General features: G+C 39.4%; 15 protein-coding genes. 8 read left to right on the plus strand and 7 right to left on the minus strand.

Going from position 1 to position 18875, the window contains the following annotated elements:
- Positions 1 to 176: 176 nt before the first annotated feature.
- Both H3Z82_RS17645 and H3Z82_RS17650 read right to left on the minus strand, forming a co-directional pair.
- On the minus strand, positions 177 to 1313 hold the full coding sequence (locus H3Z82_RS17645) for a PepSY-associated TM helix domain-containing protein (RefSeq protein WP_182206825.1): 1137 nt from the start codon (positions 1311 to 1313) through the stop codon (positions 177 to 179).
- Between the two features lie 60 nt (positions 1314 to 1373).
- Positions 1374 to 3752 carry a TonB-dependent receptor gene (locus H3Z82_RS17650; protein WP_182206826.1) on the minus strand — a complete coding sequence of 793 codons (2379 nt, stop codon included), beginning with the start codon at positions 3750 to 3752 and terminating at the stop codon, positions 1374 to 1376.
- A gap of 295 nt (positions 3753 to 4047) precedes the next feature.
- Here H3Z82_RS17650 and H3Z82_RS17655 point away from each other — a divergent pair, with 295 nt between their 5' ends.
- Positions 4048 to 5040: a helix-turn-helix transcriptional regulator gene (locus H3Z82_RS17655; RefSeq protein ID WP_182206827.1), complete on the plus strand. Its 993-nt coding sequence runs from the start codon at positions 4048 to 4050 to the stop codon at positions 5038 to 5040.
- 53 nt (positions 5041 to 5093) lie between these two features.
- Here the strand turns inward: H3Z82_RS17655 and H3Z82_RS17660 are convergent, their stop codons facing one another.
- The 4 genes from H3Z82_RS17660 to H3Z82_RS17675 all read right to left on the minus strand — a co-directional run bounded on the left by H3Z82_RS17660 (position 5094) and on the right by H3Z82_RS17675 (position 8582).
- Complete coding sequence (locus H3Z82_RS17660) at positions 5094 to 5882, minus strand: LytR/AlgR family response regulator transcription factor (RefSeq protein ID WP_182206828.1); 789 nt, start codon at positions 5880 to 5882, stop codon at positions 5094 to 5096.
- Positions 5879 to 6910 (minus strand): sensor histidine kinase, encoded by a 1032-nt coding sequence (locus H3Z82_RS17665; protein ID WP_182206829.1) that lies wholly within the window; start codon positions 6908 to 6910, stop codon positions 5879 to 5881. Before H3Z82_RS17665 ends, H3Z82_RS17660 begins: the two co-directional genes overlap by 4 nt.
- A gap of 73 nt (positions 6911 to 6983) precedes the next feature.
- The gene (locus H3Z82_RS17670; RefSeq protein ID WP_182206830.1) at positions 6984 to 7622 is read right to left on the minus strand and encodes a hypothetical protein; all 639 of its coding nucleotides are present in this window, start codon (positions 7620 to 7622) and stop codon (positions 6984 to 6986) included.
- Between the two features lie 165 nt (positions 7623 to 7787).
- Positions 7788 to 8582, minus strand: coding sequence for an endonuclease/exonuclease/phosphatase family protein (locus H3Z82_RS17675; protein WP_182206831.1), 795 nt, complete (start codon positions 8580 to 8582; stop codon positions 7788 to 7790).
- Positions 8583 to 9051: 469 nt separating this feature from the next.
- Between H3Z82_RS17675 and H3Z82_RS17680 the strand changes: the two genes are divergently transcribed.
- The 5 genes from H3Z82_RS17680 to H3Z82_RS17700 all read left to right on the plus strand — a co-directional run bounded on the left by H3Z82_RS17680 (position 9052) and on the right by H3Z82_RS17700 (position 15498).
- Positions 9052 to 9444 (plus strand): hypothetical protein, encoded by a 393-nt coding sequence (locus tag H3Z82_RS17680; RefSeq protein ID WP_182206832.1) that lies wholly within the window; start codon positions 9052 to 9054, stop codon positions 9442 to 9444.
- Positions 9445 to 9809: 365 nt separating this feature from the next.
- Positions 9810 to 10508 (plus strand): class I SAM-dependent methyltransferase, encoded by a 699-nt coding sequence (locus H3Z82_RS17685; RefSeq protein WP_182206833.1) that lies wholly within the window; start codon positions 9810 to 9812, stop codon positions 10506 to 10508.
- A gap of 615 nt (positions 10509 to 11123) precedes the next feature.
- Positions 11124 to 12797 (plus strand): trypsin-like peptidase domain-containing protein, encoded by a 1674-nt coding sequence (locus H3Z82_RS17690; protein WP_182206834.1) that lies wholly within the window; start codon positions 11124 to 11126, stop codon positions 12795 to 12797.
- 107 nt (positions 12798 to 12904) lie between these two features.
- Positions 12905 to 13762 (plus strand): PP2C family protein-serine/threonine phosphatase, encoded by an 858-nt coding sequence (locus H3Z82_RS17695; protein WP_182206835.1) that lies wholly within the window; start codon positions 12905 to 12907, stop codon positions 13760 to 13762.
- Positions 13762 to 15498, plus strand: coding sequence for a serine/threonine protein kinase (locus H3Z82_RS17700; RefSeq protein WP_182206836.1), 1737 nt, complete (start codon positions 13762 to 13764; stop codon positions 15496 to 15498). The genes H3Z82_RS17695 and H3Z82_RS17700 overlap by 1 nt, the downstream gene beginning before the upstream one ends.
- Before the next feature lie 201 nt (positions 15499 to 15699).
- On the opposite strand, the gene H3Z82_RS17705 is transcribed toward H3Z82_RS17700, so the two are convergent.
- A complete protein-coding gene (locus H3Z82_RS17705; protein WP_182206837.1) occupies positions 15700 to 16464 on the minus strand; it encodes a hypothetical protein in 765 nt (254 codons plus the stop codon).
- Positions 16465 to 16598: 134 nt separating this feature from the next.
- Between H3Z82_RS17705 and H3Z82_RS17710 the strand changes: the two genes are divergently transcribed.
- Together H3Z82_RS17710 and H3Z82_RS17715 are read left to right on the plus strand one after the other, a co-directional pair.
- Positions 16599 to 17462: a tyrosine-type recombinase/integrase gene (locus tag H3Z82_RS17710; RefSeq protein WP_317172424.1), complete on the plus strand. Its 864-nt coding sequence runs from the start codon at positions 16599 to 16601 to the stop codon at positions 17460 to 17462.
- Positions 17463 to 17464: 2 nt separating this feature from the next.
- Positions 17465 to 18598 (plus strand): IS91 family transposase, encoded by a 1134-nt coding sequence (locus H3Z82_RS17715; RefSeq protein ID WP_182202983.1) that lies wholly within the window; start codon positions 17465 to 17467, stop codon positions 18596 to 18598.
- Positions 18599 to 18875 lie beyond the last annotated feature (277 nt).

An 18875-nucleotide genomic window follows, 5' to 3' on the forward strand; every position in this document is an offset into this window, starting at 1 on the left:
GGGGGTAGGGCTCATATCCGCCGCGGCGGACACAGGTTGGATCAAGTCAAAAAGTTGTGGGATTTTAGGATTATACATAAATTGGATCAAGTCAAAAAGTTGTGTGATTTTAGGGGTCAAGCCCAATTGTTGTGTTTAAGGAAAAATTGTCGTTAACTTATAAAGGACGAATTCTTTTACTTGACGGTTTTCTTTTTTTTCTTCTTCAACTTATTCCACCAAATTAAAGTTCCTGTTACTGGTAAACTTGTTGCAATCAAGCAGGCCAAGAAATAGACAATTTTTGAAAATGTCCCAAAAATATCGCCAGTATGCAGTGGTTTTATTACTGCTGCTAATTTTTGATTAAAAGGTTTTTCATCAAAATGTTCTATTTTTAAAACAGTTCCTGTAATATCCAAAAACAGCTTGTCTGAAGTAGAGGGCGACCAATTATCGGAGTTGTACTTTCTAAAACTATAAAAATTGTTTTTTTGGTCTGGAAATGTCACCGCAAGTTCACCAGGATAATTTAAAGTTTGATTCGCTAATTGAATAGCCTCATCATAAGATATGGACCTAACGTCAGAATTATGTTCTAACTGAAATTCAGGACTTGACCTATCAAATATTTTAGTTCCCATGACATACCCTAGACCTTCTCTATACGATTCAAAAGACCAACATAAACCTGTAATGGCCATAACAAGTAAAAATATACAAGCGTAAAAACCTAAGGTATTATGTAAATCATGGTTAACGCGTTTCCAATTTGCTTTGGTTTTGATCTTAAACCCTTGTTTTACGGTCTTCCATTTGACTTTTTTGGGAAACCAAAGCACAATTCCCGAAATAGCGAGGATCAAAAAAATAATCGTTGCAACACCCACAATAGGTCTTCCGATAGTAGTATCCAGCAATAGCCATCTGTGCAGTTTAAACATGGTGAACATAAAAGCGTCTGCTTTTGTTTTTTCGGCTTTGTAAATAGCTTTAGTGTATGGATCTACAAGCACCTTAGTCCCGCGTCGTTGGTTCAAATCTTCTTTGACCAAAAACGCATAAGCTTCGTTTTCGTTGGTTGGGATGGTTACGCCTGTTACGTAAAAATCGTTTATAGCTTTTAATTCTTCTGCTAAATTGGTTATCGTCTGTTTTTCAACCTGAGGTTCAACGATAAAATCTTCCGCAAAGAACTCCTTTATTTCCTGTTCAAACACCAAAACGGTTCCGGTAAAACAGACGATAAATAATATGATTCCGCTTGCTAATCCAAGCCATAAATGCACATCATTCATGAACTTTCTAAAACTGTATTTCTTCTTATTTTTCATAAACAATCGGGAGTTAAATAGAAAGTGCAATCGGATTGATTGCACTTTCTATTTTATTGATTAAAATGAATAACTCAGTACGCCTGCGAAGTTTCGAGGATCAGTTTGATTGATATAACGCGTTCTATAAGCATTGTAGCCTATCTCATTAAAAACGTTATTCAGTAAAAATCTGAAATTCCAGTGCGAATTTAATCTATAAGCAACTTGTGCATTTACTTGGGTATATGCTTCTACATCAAAAGGTTTTTGGTTGGGTACTATGCCCTCATGCGTAACCGCTCCCGAACTCCAATCGTTTATTGGACGCTCACCGGTGAAATAGATGCCTGCTCCAACTGATAGGCCGTCCAGCTTTTCCTTGAAACTGTAATTGGCATAAGCATTAAAAGTATGCTTTGGTGTGTTTAAAGGAGCGGAGCCATACACATAGGAAGTATGTTCTTTATACTGCGCATCAATGTAAGAATAACCGGTAATAACCTCCAGATTATCCAACAGGCGCCCGGTGAGTTCTACTTCAATGCCTTTTCGTTCATCATTTCCTCCTTTTTGATAGTATCCCGTGGCCACCCAATTCTCATCATACACAGGCAAATTGATGTCCTTATTGTTAATCTTAAAGAAAGTGAGGTTGAAGCGTAATCTATTATTTAGCCAATTGGTTTTAATTCCTGTTTCCAATTGATCAAAACGTTCATTCCCCAATTCATTTCCATTGACATCCAAACGCGTCGCCGTTCTTGGGTAGGAGCTATTGGTATATGATGCAAATACGTTTAGATTCTTGAATGGTGTAAAGATCACGCCTCCCAACGGATTAAACGCATCACTTTGTGTTGTTTCGGTGGCTGTTATGGTTTGTGTTCTACTATAGCGAGCGCCTAGAAATGTTTTTAAGTATGGGTTAAAGGTGATGACATCTTGTGCTACAAAACCAATGGCTTTAGACTTTGCTCCTAAAACTGTGGCATCAGGAAAACTTAGATGGTCAGGTAAACCATGAGGATTTGAAGTAAAGACATCTATAACATCTACATTGGAAATACTCATTGATGACGTGCTGTAGTCTGTAGTGCGATAATCGAAACCTACCTGGAATGTATGCGAAATTCCACCAGTTTCAATAGCGTCACCTATTAAATCAAATTGTAACACACTATTATTATCCTTCCTGGTCGAAACAGAATAGCCTCGGTTTCTTTGGTTATAGATAGGGTCTCCTGAAACGTCTTTTACAACGTTCCCCAAACTGGCACCTTTATCATCCAAATCTAAATTGGATTTATAGAAGGCTCCATTTAAACTCAACTTCTCGCTTAGTTTTCTTTTAAATCTTATAGCGTAAGTGGTATTGGAAGTTAAAGATTTATCATTCTCAAAACCTAAAAATCTATCGTAAGGCAGGTCATATATTTTATTCTCGTCATTTTCTCCAAGGTTTACGGTCCCAACGTCGGGAGTTCTGCTGTCTTCAAAATAATCCATTTCAAAAGTCAAGGTCGTATTGTCATCTGGCTTCCATTCTAAGGAAGGGTTGATGTAAAATCGGTCTGAAGATATCATAGATCTATAACTATCTGAGCGCTCAAGCGCTGTGTTTACTCGGAATGCAACTTTTTGGCTCTCTACTAATGGACCGTAAACATCAAAGGTGGATCTTGCCTGACCATAGCTTCCGACTCTTAATCCTGCATTTCCGCCAAATTCATATTTAGGCGTTTTGGTCACCAGATTGATAACACCTCCGGGACTTCCCAAATCGGTGGCCACACCCTGCGTAATGGAAGCGGCACCTTTTAATACTTGGATGTTATCAACACCTTGCATATCGGTTAAAATACCAGTCCCTCTAAAATCGGAGTGCACACGAACTCCATTTTTTAAGATAGGTATCCCCCTAAAGCCACGTGATGACATACTTTCTCTTTTGTTGCCATAAGTTGCAAAGGTGTACACACCGGGTACATTTTTGGTCGCGTCTGAAATGGTTAGATTCCCTTGTTGCGCTATTAGCTTATCTGAAATAATAGAAATGCTCTGTATTTGCTCATAAGGCGCCAACGGTAAACGTGTTAAAGCTTCTATTTTATCTGGATGTTTGAACCGACTTCCAAAGATTTCCACTTGTTCCAATTGAGAGTCATCAATCAATTGAAATGATAAGCTTATATGCTCGTTACCATTTATAGTAACGTTTTTTACAGCCGATTTATACCCAACAAATGACACTCTTATTTTATAGTCGCCAGGCGATAAATTATTCAGCTCATAATAGCCATTTTCATCGGCCGATGTTCCCTTAGCTGTGTTTTCAAGAAGTACAGATGCAAAAGGAATATGTTCTTGGTTTAGGTTAGTAATAGTACCAGTTATTTTTGATTGTGAAAAGGACAATTGTATTGCCAATAGCATGAAAAGACTTAGATATTTGATCATAGTTATTTAGAATTGTTGATAAAATTGAAAGAATTAAATGATTGATTTGTTTGAGGTGTGGATGTGGAAGCATTTTTAGTATTTGGAATCGAAATGATCCAATTTGATACTATGGAATGCAATATTTTCATAAGGTTTGGTTTTAGAATTATTTTAATTAGAAAATTTTCGTGTCTCTTATTCTTATTTAGATTAATTATAAATAGATTTGACAAAAATATAAATAGCTTCCCCATTAAATATCGGAATTGGGACTAAAACTATCGGAAACAGTATTATGTATGTTAAGTCAAAATTGATAGAACTTGATCGAATTGTTTATAACGTTGATCTCTATGGTGATAAGGTGACTGAGGGCAAAATGAGTGTTCTGTCAGTACAAAAGGAATTAAATAACGCGTCGGAGGTATCAAGCCACCTCATTTATACAAAAGGACTATGTTTAATAGACACTTCTATAAAACCCCAACAACAGTTAACCGATCAGATTACGGTTACGGGAGATTATGTACAAATTTTCTGCATGATGGATGGATGTTCGGTAGGAAAACAATCGTGTAATGAAAAATGCCAATTCAATTTGGGAATCATGCATTTAGTTTATTGTAACGGATTAGAAGACACCTTAGAGATTGCTTCACAAAAGAAATCAAGATATCTATCGGTGATTATGAGTCGCAATTACTATTTGAGTTTGTTTTTCCACGAACCGTGGATCCACCACTCTAAGTTTTACAGATCGGTTATGGAGCAAAAAACCGTGGGACACGGCGAGATTACCTTCCCATTGGATAGTATATTAAAGCGTATTTTAAATGAACTGATGTTGCAGGCATTTCCAAAGAGACACGCAAAGCACTTGACCGACTTGAAACTAAAGGAACTGTTTTTGCACATCCTGATCAAGTTTTCTGAGGCAATTACAAATAAAACGACCATAAACAAAGATGAATATGAAAAGTTAGAGGCTGCTAAGGCTTATCTTACATTGCATTTTGATCATCCGCCGACCGTAAAGGAACTCTCAAGAATCGTTTTTTTAAATGAATTAAAATTAAAACAGGGATTCAAACAATTATATAAGACCTCAATATATGCGTATGTAATCAAATTAAAAATGGAGAAAGCGGAAACCATGTTGGCAGAACAACATACCGTTCAGGAAATGGCGGAAATATTAGGTTATAGAAGCGTCTCTCATTTTATAAGTACTTTCAAGAAAACTTTCGGGTATACACCCAAACAGGGACTAATGGAGCGCAATGAAAAAATTGACCAACAGAAATAGAAGCTACTTAGCTGTGTTTTGTTTGACGTTATCACATATACTCCATTTCACTTTTATTTTTCAACCCAATCCCGAAATGCTGCTGTATTGCTCTGACTGGTTTTAAGATGGTTGTTGTAACCTTTTAATTTTATGGCCAGTGTATTTTTAGAATAACGTTCTATTTTTTCAATATGTGGCTTGTTGACCAGTTCGCTACGGTTGATTCTAAAAAAATCCAACGGATTGAGGTGTTCCTCGATTGTTTTCAATGTAGATTCTGTTAGCATATGTTGTTTGCCTGTGGTGTCATAGGCGAAAATGACGCCTTCACGAGCTGCGAAAAAAATGATGTTTTCCGTTTCTACGAAATAAATTCCCTGATGCGTATTTATGGAAAATCTTTTCTTATAGGATTTGTCAACAATACTTTGATTGAGAAGGGCTTTAATATTGGCCACCCAATTGTTCTCCTCAGATTCTTGATTCCGACCTGTCACGCTTTTGGCGTGAAACAGCAGAAACTTATCCCACGCCTTTTGGAAACGATCTTTAGAAAATGGTTTCAAGAGGTAGGCAATGCCGTTACTTTCAAAAGCGTCCATCCAGAATTGATCATAAGCCGTGGTGAAAATAATCGGGCAGGAAACCGAAACCCGATGGTAAATCTCAAACGCATTGCCATCTAATAATTCAATATCTGAAAAAATTAGGTCCACCTGATTATTTCTGAGGAAGTTGACAGCGCTCTCAACGGTATCTATTTCTGCTATGATTTGGATTGGAGTATCTATTTCCGCTATAAATCTTTTAAGCTTTTTACGTGCAGGAATTTCGTCTTCTATGATGAGTAGTCGTATCATTTGTTGGTAGGATGGATAAAGGGGATAGTAACCGAGAAAACGTGCGCTGATTGATGAATCTCAATCGTCTGTTTGGTCAGTAATCTATATTGCTCTTTTAAATTATTCAGGGCGCGTCCAGAAATTGTTTTGGTGTTTTTCTTCAAATTGATATTGTTTGAAACAATAATGTTATCAGCTATTAGGACCTTGATGCAAATGGGTTGTTCTGCTGTTCCCAAATTATGTTTAATGGCATTTTCAATCAACAATTGTAGGGTCAATGGTACAATATGGCCAACACTGTTTTTGTTTTCGATATTCAGTTGATAAACGTTTCCGTATTTGTGCTGAATAAGATTAAAATACTGCTCTGCAAAAATCAACTCATCATCTATACTAACAATTTCCTTATCAGACGCCCGTAATACATAACGGTAAATTTCAGCAAATTCATTTAGAAAGTTTGAGGCTTTCTCTTTGTTTTCTTCAATGAGTTGATCTAAGACGTTGAGATTGTTAAAAAGAAAATGAGGATTGAGTTGCGTTTTGAGCTGATTGATCCGGCTTTCGGAAAGTGCTTGATGATAGGTGGTCAATTGCTCTTGATGTTGTTTGGTTTTCTGGAAGTAATAATAGGCTAAAAAAAAACTACCATAAATTAAGGCATCCAGAAAATTTTTAAGAATAACTAGAGGCAGACGCCTTCCGCCATAATTTCGTTCCACCCCGCCATAGGCTAAAGCAATGATAAACCCGATTGCTAACATTATCAGGATGAACGATACAATAGACGATCCAAAAATCTTTAAAAGTTCCTTGGTGCTGAAAACATCTGATTTTTGCCATCGTTTGATAAAAAATAGGATGATGGGAAACAAAATGCCTACATTGATCAAGCTGAAAATAAAGGCTTCTGGTGTAAACGTATAGAGATCCAATTTCCCCGAAGAACTAATTCGAACATAAATGGAGTCTACATAGGCAAACAACATAATGAACAATAGAAAATATCGATTTGCGTATATTTGGTTGAGGTATTTTTTCATTGCGAATTGGTGGTACAATTTATAAAAATAGTCCTGCATTTCTACAGGACTATCTTATCTTTTTTAGCTGTTTTTATTTTTCTGGAAAAGAAGAAATAACAGTCCCTTTATCATCATAAAAGTCGAGTTTGGCGTTATTATCTTTATCCACATAAAACATGGCTCTAGGGCTTCCATCATCGGCCAAAATAAATAAACCGTTGCTGCCTGCACCTGTTTTGCCGAGCATCATGCGTGGCACCATTTGGGCCGATGTCTTACCGGTCTGATCGTTGAACACCAAATTACTGGTGACATACCTCTTATCATCTTTCATATAATCTTGGGTAATTAATTGCATCACCTGATCTCCATCATACTGGTCGTAGGTCAATGATAATCCGGCGCTGTGGCCATTTTCGTTTTTCTGTCCATCATAAATAAAACCGCCACATTCAATGCCGTCTTCGTTAAAAAAGAGCATTCCTGAGCGTTTTTTTCTACTTTCATTTGTGGGTTTACCGTTGATGAGGTCTTTCCCGTTAGGAAATCGATCTACGTTGGTAATGATCATTTTTACGGTGCCATCTTTTTCAATGATGTTAATGCGTTCCACATCAATCTCACTGAATTTTTGATTTTTGGTTGATTTAAATGCCAAGCTTGTAAAGGCAAGCATTCCGATTACGGTTGCGACTGCAAATGTTCTTAAAAATGTTAATTCTCTGTTCATGATAATATTTTGTTTTGAATTTTTATAAGTGTAAAACTACAGCAGAGTTACTTTGAGTTCAAGAACAAAACAATGGGTACAGGAAAAAATCAGGTGAGTTAAGGAATTTTAAGGATGAGTTGAGATTTCATAAACTATAAGGCAAAAGCAAATCGAAACTGTTATTTAAAAAAGCACTTCTAAGTCCACAATCAACGGCCGATGGTCAGATATTACAGGTTCTATTAATAATTGGACGTTTTTGGTCTTAAAACTCACATCTTCGGAGTTTCTATAGATAAGATGGTCAATTTCTGCTTGGTTTTCTCCTTGAAAACTTAAATTATCATCGCCCTTTTCAACAAAAACGAAGCCTTGTTCAGCAAAATAAAGCATCGTCGGTGAGTCGGGGGTGCAGTTAAAATCGCCTGTAATAATCGCTGCCTTTTTTAAGCTATCTATTTTGGCTACCAATGCTTTTGCTTGATTCAATCGGTTGTTGCTTCCTTCCGTACCGCTAATCCAATCAAAGTGAACATTTGCAAATACGATATTGCCATCTTCGCTTAGCGCCACTTCATGAACTATTGAAGTTCTTGGTTCATGTTTTCCATCTGGCAAATCCAATACTTGGGTCGATATCAATGGTTTCTTGGATAAGGTGGCCATACCGTATTCGCCATTTTGAAAGTCCATAAATTTACCAAAGGTGCCTTCCATATTGGTTTCTCGAGCTAAAAACTCTGTTTGATCCGTGTTATTTGAGCGCGAAATAAAATGATCAACTTCCTGCAACGCACATATATCCGGGGCCTGAGACTTTATAAGATCGGCTGCACGTGATAAATCCAAAATGGTATCTAAGCCTTTGCCATGTCTTATATTGTACGACATGACTTTAAGTTCTACAGTCTGCTTCTCGTTGATCTTGCAGGAACTAAATACACTGAAACAAATAAGGATAAATGCAATTTTTTTCATCTTAACTTACAATTATTGTAACAATAGGCTTGGGCTAAAATTATGCTAAAAGAGTTTCGAATGCAAGAAATCAGGTGATATTAGTCAAGCCAACAATTTTAAAAGATAAAGTAATTAGTGATTGCTTATCTCAGAATTGAAATTCAATTAGGGTCAGTTCTTAAATTGCCTCCACTATTTTAATCGCGCTTTTGTCCTTTGTCACTTGCACAAGATTGGTTTTTTGATATCCAAAGCTTAAACCCTGTTCCCTAATCATTCAGTCCTTAATAGATTTGAGATCAGTAGTTTGTGAGGGTTTGTATAGCACGTTTGAAATACACGATATTGAAAAGGTTCACTGATTCGTTCTCAATTTGATTCTGTATTGTAGTATTTTGTAGGTTGTGAACTTTTTTATGTACTCGTTCATCAATTTATTAATATTACTTTTGATGCTTCAAAATAACTTATCCTCAATTGTTAGTGTATGGCTTATCAAAACGTTTTCGACCTTTTTTGGAATCAAGTTAAAGCAAGTGTTGAGGAGAGAAGCTTTGCGAAACTGACCATGGCGAAAACCATCGGTAGGCCCAACCTGAAGAATATATATGTCAGGCCGCTGAATTCAGGGGATGGTTTTTTGATGTTAGTGAAATCGCACTACCGGTCTAAAGAGACAGAAGATGAGGAACAGGAATTGAACTTGGAAGAAACCTACGCTTTTTTAAAGTCGCATCTCCAAACCTCTTTTTTATCAGTGCTTTTATTTACCACAAAGAAAGACGTCACCTTCAAAATCAACAAAAAGGGAGCGGGGCGCATTACTGAGAACAATCCTACATTTCGTGACGTTCAGCATGCTAAGGCGGGTAAATTGTAGTGAAATATTTACGTCAGAATTACAATGTTCGGAGGTTTAGGACGATACGAGAATGGTTCTAAAGCACTATGAATTAGTAATCCACTTTTTTATATAAAATATTTTTACTCAAAACTCCAATGTCAGTAGATAATCTGATATAATATATACCGGTATCCAAGGAGTCAGAGAATTTATGTGATTTGTTTTTGGTCCACAACCTAATTTCGTTTTAGTGCTTGGGATATGTTTAATCGATTGATATAATTATATTGCCCACTTCGAAATTCATGTTTTCTATATGGAATTTTAACCTACTTAATTTACTTTAGTTGCCGTTGGATATTATTTGGTGAAAATTTAGTAGAATTTTTCAATATGTTTTTATGGTTCGGAAAGATAAAGAGGCCTCCATCAAGAAAAAGAAATCTAAAATAAAAAAGAAACCCTGGCCTACCAAAGCTGCCATGGAACAGGTATATGCTATGAAGCTGTGGGGCAGTGGTAATTCTGATTTTTATTCAGGAATTGGATCCCATCACCCTAAACTTGTAGAACCATATCTAAAAGTTTTGAAGGCGTTTTTGACCTCTTTTACAAAACCTCTTGTGGTGTGCGATCTGGGTTGTGGCGATTTTAATGTTGGTAAGGAATTGGTAAAATACTCAGAAAAATATATAGCCGTCGATATTGTAGCGGATCTTATAGCTCATAACAGAGAAAAATTTAAAGATGAAAACTTAGAATTCCGTTGTTTGGATATTGCGGTGGATGATTTACCTTCTGGAGATTGTGCAATATTAAGGCAAGTGCTTCAACATTTGTCTAATGCGGAAATTCAAAAGATTGTGGAAAAGTTAGCCGAATTTAAATATGTTATTCTAACAGAGCACTTACCTGACGTAGATTTTATACCTAACAAGGATATCATCTCAGGACAGGGGATTCGACTAAAAAAGAAAAGTGGCTTGGACGTGTTGGCACCACCGTTTAATTTTAAGGTTAAAGACCGAAAACAATTGTTATATGTGGTTTTAAATGAAGGCAAAGGTGCTATCGTAACTACGCTTTACAAAGTTTTTTAAACTTAACGGACGTTGATGCCACGGCTCCATTCAAATTTCAATCAATACATGACTTTTTAGAAGGATTTAGGGATTCTCAGTCTTGTTATACAAACCAACGGCATTTCTCCCTTCGTGAATAATATTAAAATCCGAAGGACCAAATAAACTAAACACTTTCCAAAACCCATAGTTATTAATCTTACGCCGCTAACGCTTCATTATTTAAACGGGTATGTCACATCATTGTCGTCTCAAAGGGTCGCCTCTAAATTGACGGCCTAACCTCTTCTGCTTTTTTTACACAATCGACGTTGGATCCCATTGGCGTAAAAGAAAACTGCAATCCTTTTTTCTGTAATTTCTATTGGCCAAAAATTAAAAATGCATGCTTTGAAAAGTAATTTTTCCCTCCCTCAAACCACACGACCTATTTTGTTTAACCTAATAAAAAAGGGGTGTGAGGAGAAAATTACTGCAGTGCAGAACAATGGTTAGGGTCGCATCATTTGAGAAAAAATTCAATTTTAATGATGACATTTTTTTAATTCTCCGATATCTAATTGTTAAGCGGGAATGATGAAGCATTATTGCCAACTTTTCACTAATCTATTTTAACCAATAAAATTAAACACAATGAAAGAGCAAGAAATTTCTATGTTAATTCGCCACATTGCTGGTTCCAAAAAAGGACAGGTGGAAAAAATTTCAGTGGCAAATACTCCTGAAGTGCGTATAGGTCGCGGTATGGAGAATAATGTAAGCTTTGACCCAGTTAAGGAAGATACCATCAGTCGCGATCATTGCCGAATAGTTCAAGATACAAATAGCCCTGAACGTTTTTGGATTTTCGATTGCCAAAGTAAAAACGGAACTTTTGTTAATGATGTCCATACAACCAGTAAAACGGAGCTTTTTGCTGGAGATATCGTAAAACTTGGCAAGGAAGGTCCTTCGTTTGAATTTGATCTTGATCCGCGTCCACAATCGCATATCAAAAAGACCCGTGTCATCGATGCGGTTCCTGCCAAAGAAACCAAGGTGCATACTGCTACGAATACGCCAAGGGCCACTTCAGAAAAAACGGCACCTGTAAAAGAAGGCATCGGCAAGAATACCATGCAGCACATGATTCGCGAATCTGAAAAGAAAGGTAAAACCGGTCTGGTCATTACCATAATTGCGTTTTTGTTGTTGGCGGCAACGGGAGGCTATTTGCTGTATAAAAAACAGAGTGTAAAAGAAATTGTGCACGTTAGGGAGCCTAAAACCACATTTACGCCTACTGAAATAGCAAAGACGAATAACGATAAAGTCGTTTATGTGGAGATGGCCTGGAAGCTTACAAGTACGGAATCTAGTGAAGAAATGTACCATGTTTATTTTCCAATAATGGAGGATAAACAAATTATGGGACATAGAGGTGCCTATGTTCAAAATCAGCAGGGAAATATAGAACCTTTATTAGTTACAAAGGGAGACTATCTCAGGGCGCTTGGGAATACGCAAGGCATAGAGTTAGACCTCATTGCGGGTAAAGGAACGGGCAGTGGTTTTGTTATAGATGAACGAGGTTTTATAGCAACCAATCGCCATGTCGCTACAAGTTGGTTTACGAGCTTTACTTTTCAACAATATGCTTTTCCAGGGGTGCTTGTAGAGCCTAACAAAAACGGTCAACTTGCACCGGCCTGGGAAAAAGAAGTCACACAGCAAATGGTTGGTCGATGGGTGCCTGGTAATGATGAAAGGTACACCGGTATCAATACTTATCTCGACGTGACCTTTGCCAATAATTCACAACGGACACCAGCGAAGATTGTACGGGTCTCGTCTACGCACGATATAGCAATGATTAAAATTGATTTGCCTGAGTCGCTATCAAAAGTGGAGCTTTATGACAGCTACAATGAAATCCAGCCGGGCGATGCTGCCATTGTTATGGGGTATCCTGGGATGTCACCGGCGCAACTTGTGCTTAAGCGCTCACAAGATTATTTTAATACTAATCCAAATATTACCAGTGTTCCGGTACCGACCATCAGTACAGGAAACGTAGGACGAATGGTTCGCGGAAGCGAAAAAAATGACCGGATTGATGATTACCAATCTTCATTTGGCGACTACTATCAACTTACAATCAATTCTTCTGGAGGTGGAAATAGCGGCGGACCTATGTTTGATGACAAGGGGCGTGCAGTGGGTGTGTACAGTGCCGGAACTACCGATGGACGAGGAAACGCTATAAGTTTTGCGGTTCCAATTAAATATGTCATGGAATTAATGGGACGTCAACAGGTCATAAAATAGAGGCTTTGACAACTAACTAACTGTTTTTAAATGATTACTGTCACTATTCCACCAGTTAATTGTAAAGCTGGTGGATGACAGTAACAAAGCAATTAACACTTATAATTATGAGGTTTTTATTTTCAAAAAGTAAGAATAAGACGGAAGATGCAACAGTGAGCGAACAAAGTAACGAAGATATTTTTTGTGAGGTATATGCCGTTTCGGAAACCGGACCGGTACGCGACCACAACGAAGACGCCATTGCTTTTTCTTTTCCTGAAAACAATAAGCAAAATCTTGTTGCTGTGGTTGCAGATGGAATGGGAGGGCACAATGCGGGAGAGGTGGCCAGTAAGATGGCTTGCGATCTTTTGCTTGACTACTGCTTGACCAACTGGAAACAGCACACTCCAGAAAAATTGCTTGAAAACGCATTTATAGAGGCGCACCAAATGATCGTTGCGGCCGGTGAATCAAACACCGAGCAAAGGGGAATGGGGACCACGGCCACTTCGGTGATTATACAGGAGGAGCTTTGTTATATCGGACATATAGGTGATAGTCGTGCTTACCTGTTACGAAATGGTAGTCTAACCCAATTGAGCACAGACCATACGCTGGTCAATCAAATGTTTGAAAGCGGTGAGATTACAGAAAAGCAACGGGACCATCATCCAATGAAAAATGTTCTATTACAGGCATTGGGCACCACGCCAACAATACAGCCCCAGATTTCGGCTGATGGATGGCCGTTGAGTGAAGGCGATCGGTTATTTCTCTGCTCCGATGGGGTGTATGACGTGCTCAGCGAAGAGGACATCAAGGATTTGCTTTTAATGAAACAACCTGAATTTGTATTGGAATGTCTCAGTTTGACGGCAACGTCTCGTGATGTCTCTGACAACTTCACCGCTTTATTGATAGATATTTCTTCGGGCGTTCAATCTACGCCTTCGGTAACAAAAGAACAAAATATAATATAATGAGCAGACAAGGTAGCCAATACGAAATTATCCAAAAGCTTGGAGAAGGCGGCATGGGAACGGTGTATCTTGCAAAAGATACCCTGATTAACAGATTGGTCGCCATAAAACAACTTCACAGAAATTCAGGATCGGAGGAAGAGAGCTTGGGAGAACGTTTTCAAGCAGAAGCACTTGCCTTAGCACGACTGAACCATCCCAATATCACCCATCTTTATTCGTTTATTCCTCAGGAAGATACATACTGGATGATCATGGAATATGTGGAAGGCAAGACGCTGGAAGACTGGCTTTTGGTTCATAAAAAAATCACACATCAGCTCGCTGCCAGCATTGCAGTACAAATCCTTGATGGTTTGCACCATGCCCACCGTAAGGGTATCATTCATCGTGATATCAAACCGGCTAATGTCATGATCAATGAAGAGGGGGAGGTAAAGGTTATGGACTTTGGTATTGCCAGAATGCGAAACGCCCAGCGTATTACCAGCCACGGCAAATCAGTTGGCACCTTAGAGTATATGGCGCCAGAACAAATTCAAGGTCAGGAAGGTGATGAGCGCACCGACGTCTACGCTGTGGGTAATATTCTATACGAAATGCTTTGTGGTAAGACACCTTTTCAGAGTGATACCGATTACCGATTGATGAAGGACAAGCTGGAGAAACAGCCAGACTCCATTTTACAGGAAAACCCCACGGTTCCTAAGTCGCTGGAGAAGATTATCTTTAAGGCCCTTCAGCGCCATCCGAAAAAACGATATCAATCTGCACAGGACTTAAAAAAAGCCATTGAGAAAAGTATGGGGGGAGCGCTGCTTGATCAATCCACTCTGACTCATGTGCTTCGCGCATCACAGGTTTTTACAGAGCCGCAAAGAGGAAATGAAATCATCTCGGTAAGCAATATTTTGGCTCAGGCAAAATCGATTTCAGGACGGTTTAAAGTTCCGACGGTTAGTAAAGTGAATTGGTCGTTCGTAATTCTTGGTGCCTCAGTATTATTATCGGCAATTCTATTGATATGGAATATAGGAATAGACAGCCCTATTGTCGAAGAAATCGCTGAACCGCCTATCGTAGTCACGTGGGAAGAACCTATGAAGGTGCCACAGCAAGAGGTGGTCAATCATACTGCAACTGGTGGTTTTAACGAGACCCCAAGTGATATGTACCGTCGCATTACTGAACAGCCGCCGGAACAATCAAAGCCTAAAGTGAAAAAGAATGCCAATATAATCAAACCAACAATTAATGGCCGATCGGAGAGTGAGCCAGTAAATTCATCCGAGAAAAAGACATCTGAAAAAAGTGAAAAAAGTGAGAAAAGTGAAAAAACAGATGAAAATCGGCAGGTTTCCACAGGTCCTGTGGACGTTCCTGCAGGCGAAACAATTCTTGTAACCCTAAGAGAAAATCTCAGTTCAGAGGAGCTTGAACGTGACGGAAAGACCGTGCGTCTGACCTGTAATGAGGATGTGGTTGCTGAGGGCAGAATAATCATCCGTAAAGGGGCAGCGGTAACAGGAAAGATTGTGGATGTCATCCCATCATCACACGGAAGAAGAAAAGCCTTAATTGGCTTTGTCATTCAGCAGGTAGAGGCGGTTGATGGGAGTACGGTTAAATTGCGTTCAAAACGGTTTCGCTTATTTTCTGATGCTCCGGGCGAACCTATTAGTTATCTTACTGGCGAGGTCTTTGAGGCAAAACTGAGAAGAGGCACGGTAGAATAAAAAAGGTGTTGCGAGATATATTAAATCTGCTGAAAAGCGCTTAAGGCTTCCGGAATTTAAATAGATTTATCAAATCCAACTAAAAAAGCCCTAAAAAGGGCTTAAACAAGTTTGGATTTTATAGGGTTGTGCAATGGTTACTTGTGTTAGCAAAAGTAATTTTTCATATATTTTTAATGTCCTACGTAGGCTTTCTATACTTCACCAATTCCGATGGCTATCGTGAATAATCCCCGCTTTTTTACTGCTTAAATCACGTTCAGTTTTTTGTTGTGGTTCGTATCTGTATTTAAATTCTTTTTTTTTCTTTTTTTCAGGTTGCGGTGGTGGCTTAAAATAGTCTTTATCAGTTAGCCATATTTTAATATGTGTATTATTTGTTATCCCGTAGTAGGTATCAGTCAGTTGATTCAATGTGCTGGACAGATTCTTAAATTCATTGTTCTTGTCGTAAGAAATAAATACCGTAAGTTTTTCTGAATTTTCACTCAACATTGAATTTTCTCCATTATTTTCTATATCCCTTTTTAGAACACTTTTCAAGCTGTCAATAGGGAAGATATTTTCTCTATTTTTAAAAATCTTATTATTGTGAATTTCAATTATATTTTTTTGTTTGATTATATTATAAGAATCATCTTCCCAGCAAGGATTTCGAAAATAGATGGTTTTATTTTTATTGTCTGTTGTTAAAGTTATTTTTGGTAAACTATCATTACAGACAATCCTACCAGCTCGTTCGACTAAATCAACCCAGTTGTTGAACTGGTTAGGTTTTAATTCAACACCAAGACTGCTGTTTTCACTTGCCAATCTTCCAAACTCCAATTGAATCAGGTTTGTTTCCTTTTCCGTTGACTCTTTTCCTTTTTTGTCTATATCTCCACATCCGATTATTGTAAAAATCAATAAAACCAGGGATGACAATTTAATGTTAGTTCTCATTTTTCTTTTTTTTTTTGACACAGTTCTTTGTTGAACTAAACCTAAAGGTAGCTTCACGAGACGTTTCCATCACGATTCACTACCTTTAGGATCAAGGTTTAATGTAATACTCAATATTATGAAAAAAAAACGACACCCTCATTGAAAGGGCCTGTATTTCCGTTCCAGAGTTTGCAAAACTCTACCAAAAATTAAAGCGTTCCGTTGAGCTGGCCGGCAAGAGCCAGAGTACCCTTACCAACTATGCGCGCTGCCTGGCGCACCTTGCCCTCCATTTTAACTGTAGTCCACTTGCCCTGGATGAAGAACAGATCTTGGACTATCTACACGTTTTAAAGTCGCAGCACAAGACGCCATCCGACAGTTTTTTCAAGCACACCGTCTACGGGCTTCGCTATGCCTATCGCCTCTTTGGGATGAACGAGATGCGTGTGGTTCTTCCTTCCATTGAACGTCCCAAGACACTCCCGGTGGTATTGAACCAAAGAGAGATAAAACAACTGTTGAAGACCCCTAAACTGCTCAAGCACCGCTTGGTCCTGGCCATGCTCTATGGCTGTGGACTTCGCAATTTTGAACTGTGCAACCTACAGCGCAAGGACTTGGATTTTGATAGGATGATGCTGCACGTGCGCCAGGGGAAAGGGCGCAAGGATCGTTATGTTCCCCTGTCCAAAATGCAGGTCCGCGGCCTACAGAGATACTTCCTGGCAGAAAACCCGGATACGTGGTGTTTTACGGGCAATGACAAATCAGGCAGACCGAGCCGGATCTCTTCCCAGGGCGTTCAGTGGATCGTCCGCGAGGCTCGCAGGCACAGTGGCATCCAAAAGGAGATCACCGCCCATATCCTGCGGCACAGCTATGCCACCCACTTGCTGGAAATGGGTCTGGACATTATGAGCGTAAAGGATCTTTTGGGACATGCAGATATCCAGACCACCCTTATCTACCTCCATGTGGCACAATCGGGCAGGCAAAGGCCGTTCAGTCCGCTGGACAGGCTTTATGGCCAATAGGGATGTCCAAGCCTGTCCATGAAGTAGCCCATATCCTGGAGCGAAACAGGGAGCACCTTGCCGCTCATTGTGCCAATAGCTGGCAAGAACGTACCCTGCACGCGTTGCGCAAATGTCGGACCTCGGCCTTGGGCGGTCACATCGATCGTTGTGAGAATCCAACCTGCGGTAGGTTGCACCTTAGTTATAACAGTTGTCGCAACCGTCACTGTCCGAAGTGCCAGGGCCATAAAAAAGAGGAATGGATCCGCGCCAGGGAGGCAGATCTGTTGAAGGTTCCCTACTTCCATGTAGTGTTTACCATACCTGCGGAGCTGAACCGGTTATGTCTGTACGAACCAAAGTTGGCGTACGGTCTTCTGTTCAAAACAGCTTGGGGCATTATCCGGGATTTTGGTGGCAATCCCAAGTTTTTGGGCGGCCGGATGGGAATGGTCGCCATCCTGCACACTTGGGGGCAGAACCTTTCGCTGCACCCGCACCTGCACTGTATAGTTCCCGGGGGTGGCATTGCCAGATCGGGCAAATGGAAACCTGCCAAGAGTAAGGGAAAGTATCTGTTCCCTGTAAAGGCAATGAGTAAGGTCTTCAGGGCTCGATTTGTGGCCGGATTGCGTAAAGCGCTGGGGAAGCAACAACCTCCCTCTTTTTACCAAAGCCTGTTCCAACATCATTGGGTGGTCTATTGCAAGCGTCCGTTCTTGGGGCCTTCACAGGTAGTGGAATACTTGGGCCGCTATACCCATAAGATTGCCATCAGTAACCATCGGATAAAAGGTCTGGAAGGCGGAAACGTACGGTTCATGGTAAAGGATTATCGGCACGGGGGCAAGAAATCTGTGCTTGCGCTGCCCGATGCCGAATTCATCAGGCGCTTCGCACTACATGTCCTGCCCAAGGGATTTACACGGATCAGGCATTATGGTATTTTGAGCAGTTATTACAAAAGAACTGTGATCCCGCAGCTCCAGAAAGACCTGGGAATGCCAAAGCTTGGGGAGACAGGGCCATTGATGCACCGAAAATGTCCAATATGCAAAAAGGGAAACCTTGTTACCGTTGCAACTTTTACCGCCCGTGGACCACCAGGGCACTGGCTGGAGCAGATCAATAATCAAATAAAACGACCTATATAAAAAAAAGCGCAAGTCACGCGCAACAGGATATCTATGGTCAAAAATGAAGGAAACTGAGTGAAAAACGTTGAAAAGAAGCGAAGAGGAACTGCAAAACCAATCTTGCACTTCTAATCTTCAATAATAAAGCAAGCAAATACTCCCAAACAAAAAAATCAACTATTAAAAACCCATCTTAAATCCAATCAATCCCCATAGTAGGCAAACCGACCAACACCGGTTCAGTCAACACGGCATTCATGTTGGGTCGTACCGACCACACGAATGCTTAGTTATT

It is taken from the genome of Gelidibacter maritimus (assembly GCF_014062315.1).
Taxonomy (GTDB): domain Bacteria; phylum Bacteroidota; class Bacteroidia; order Flavobacteriales; family Flavobacteriaceae; genus Gelidibacter; species Gelidibacter maritimus.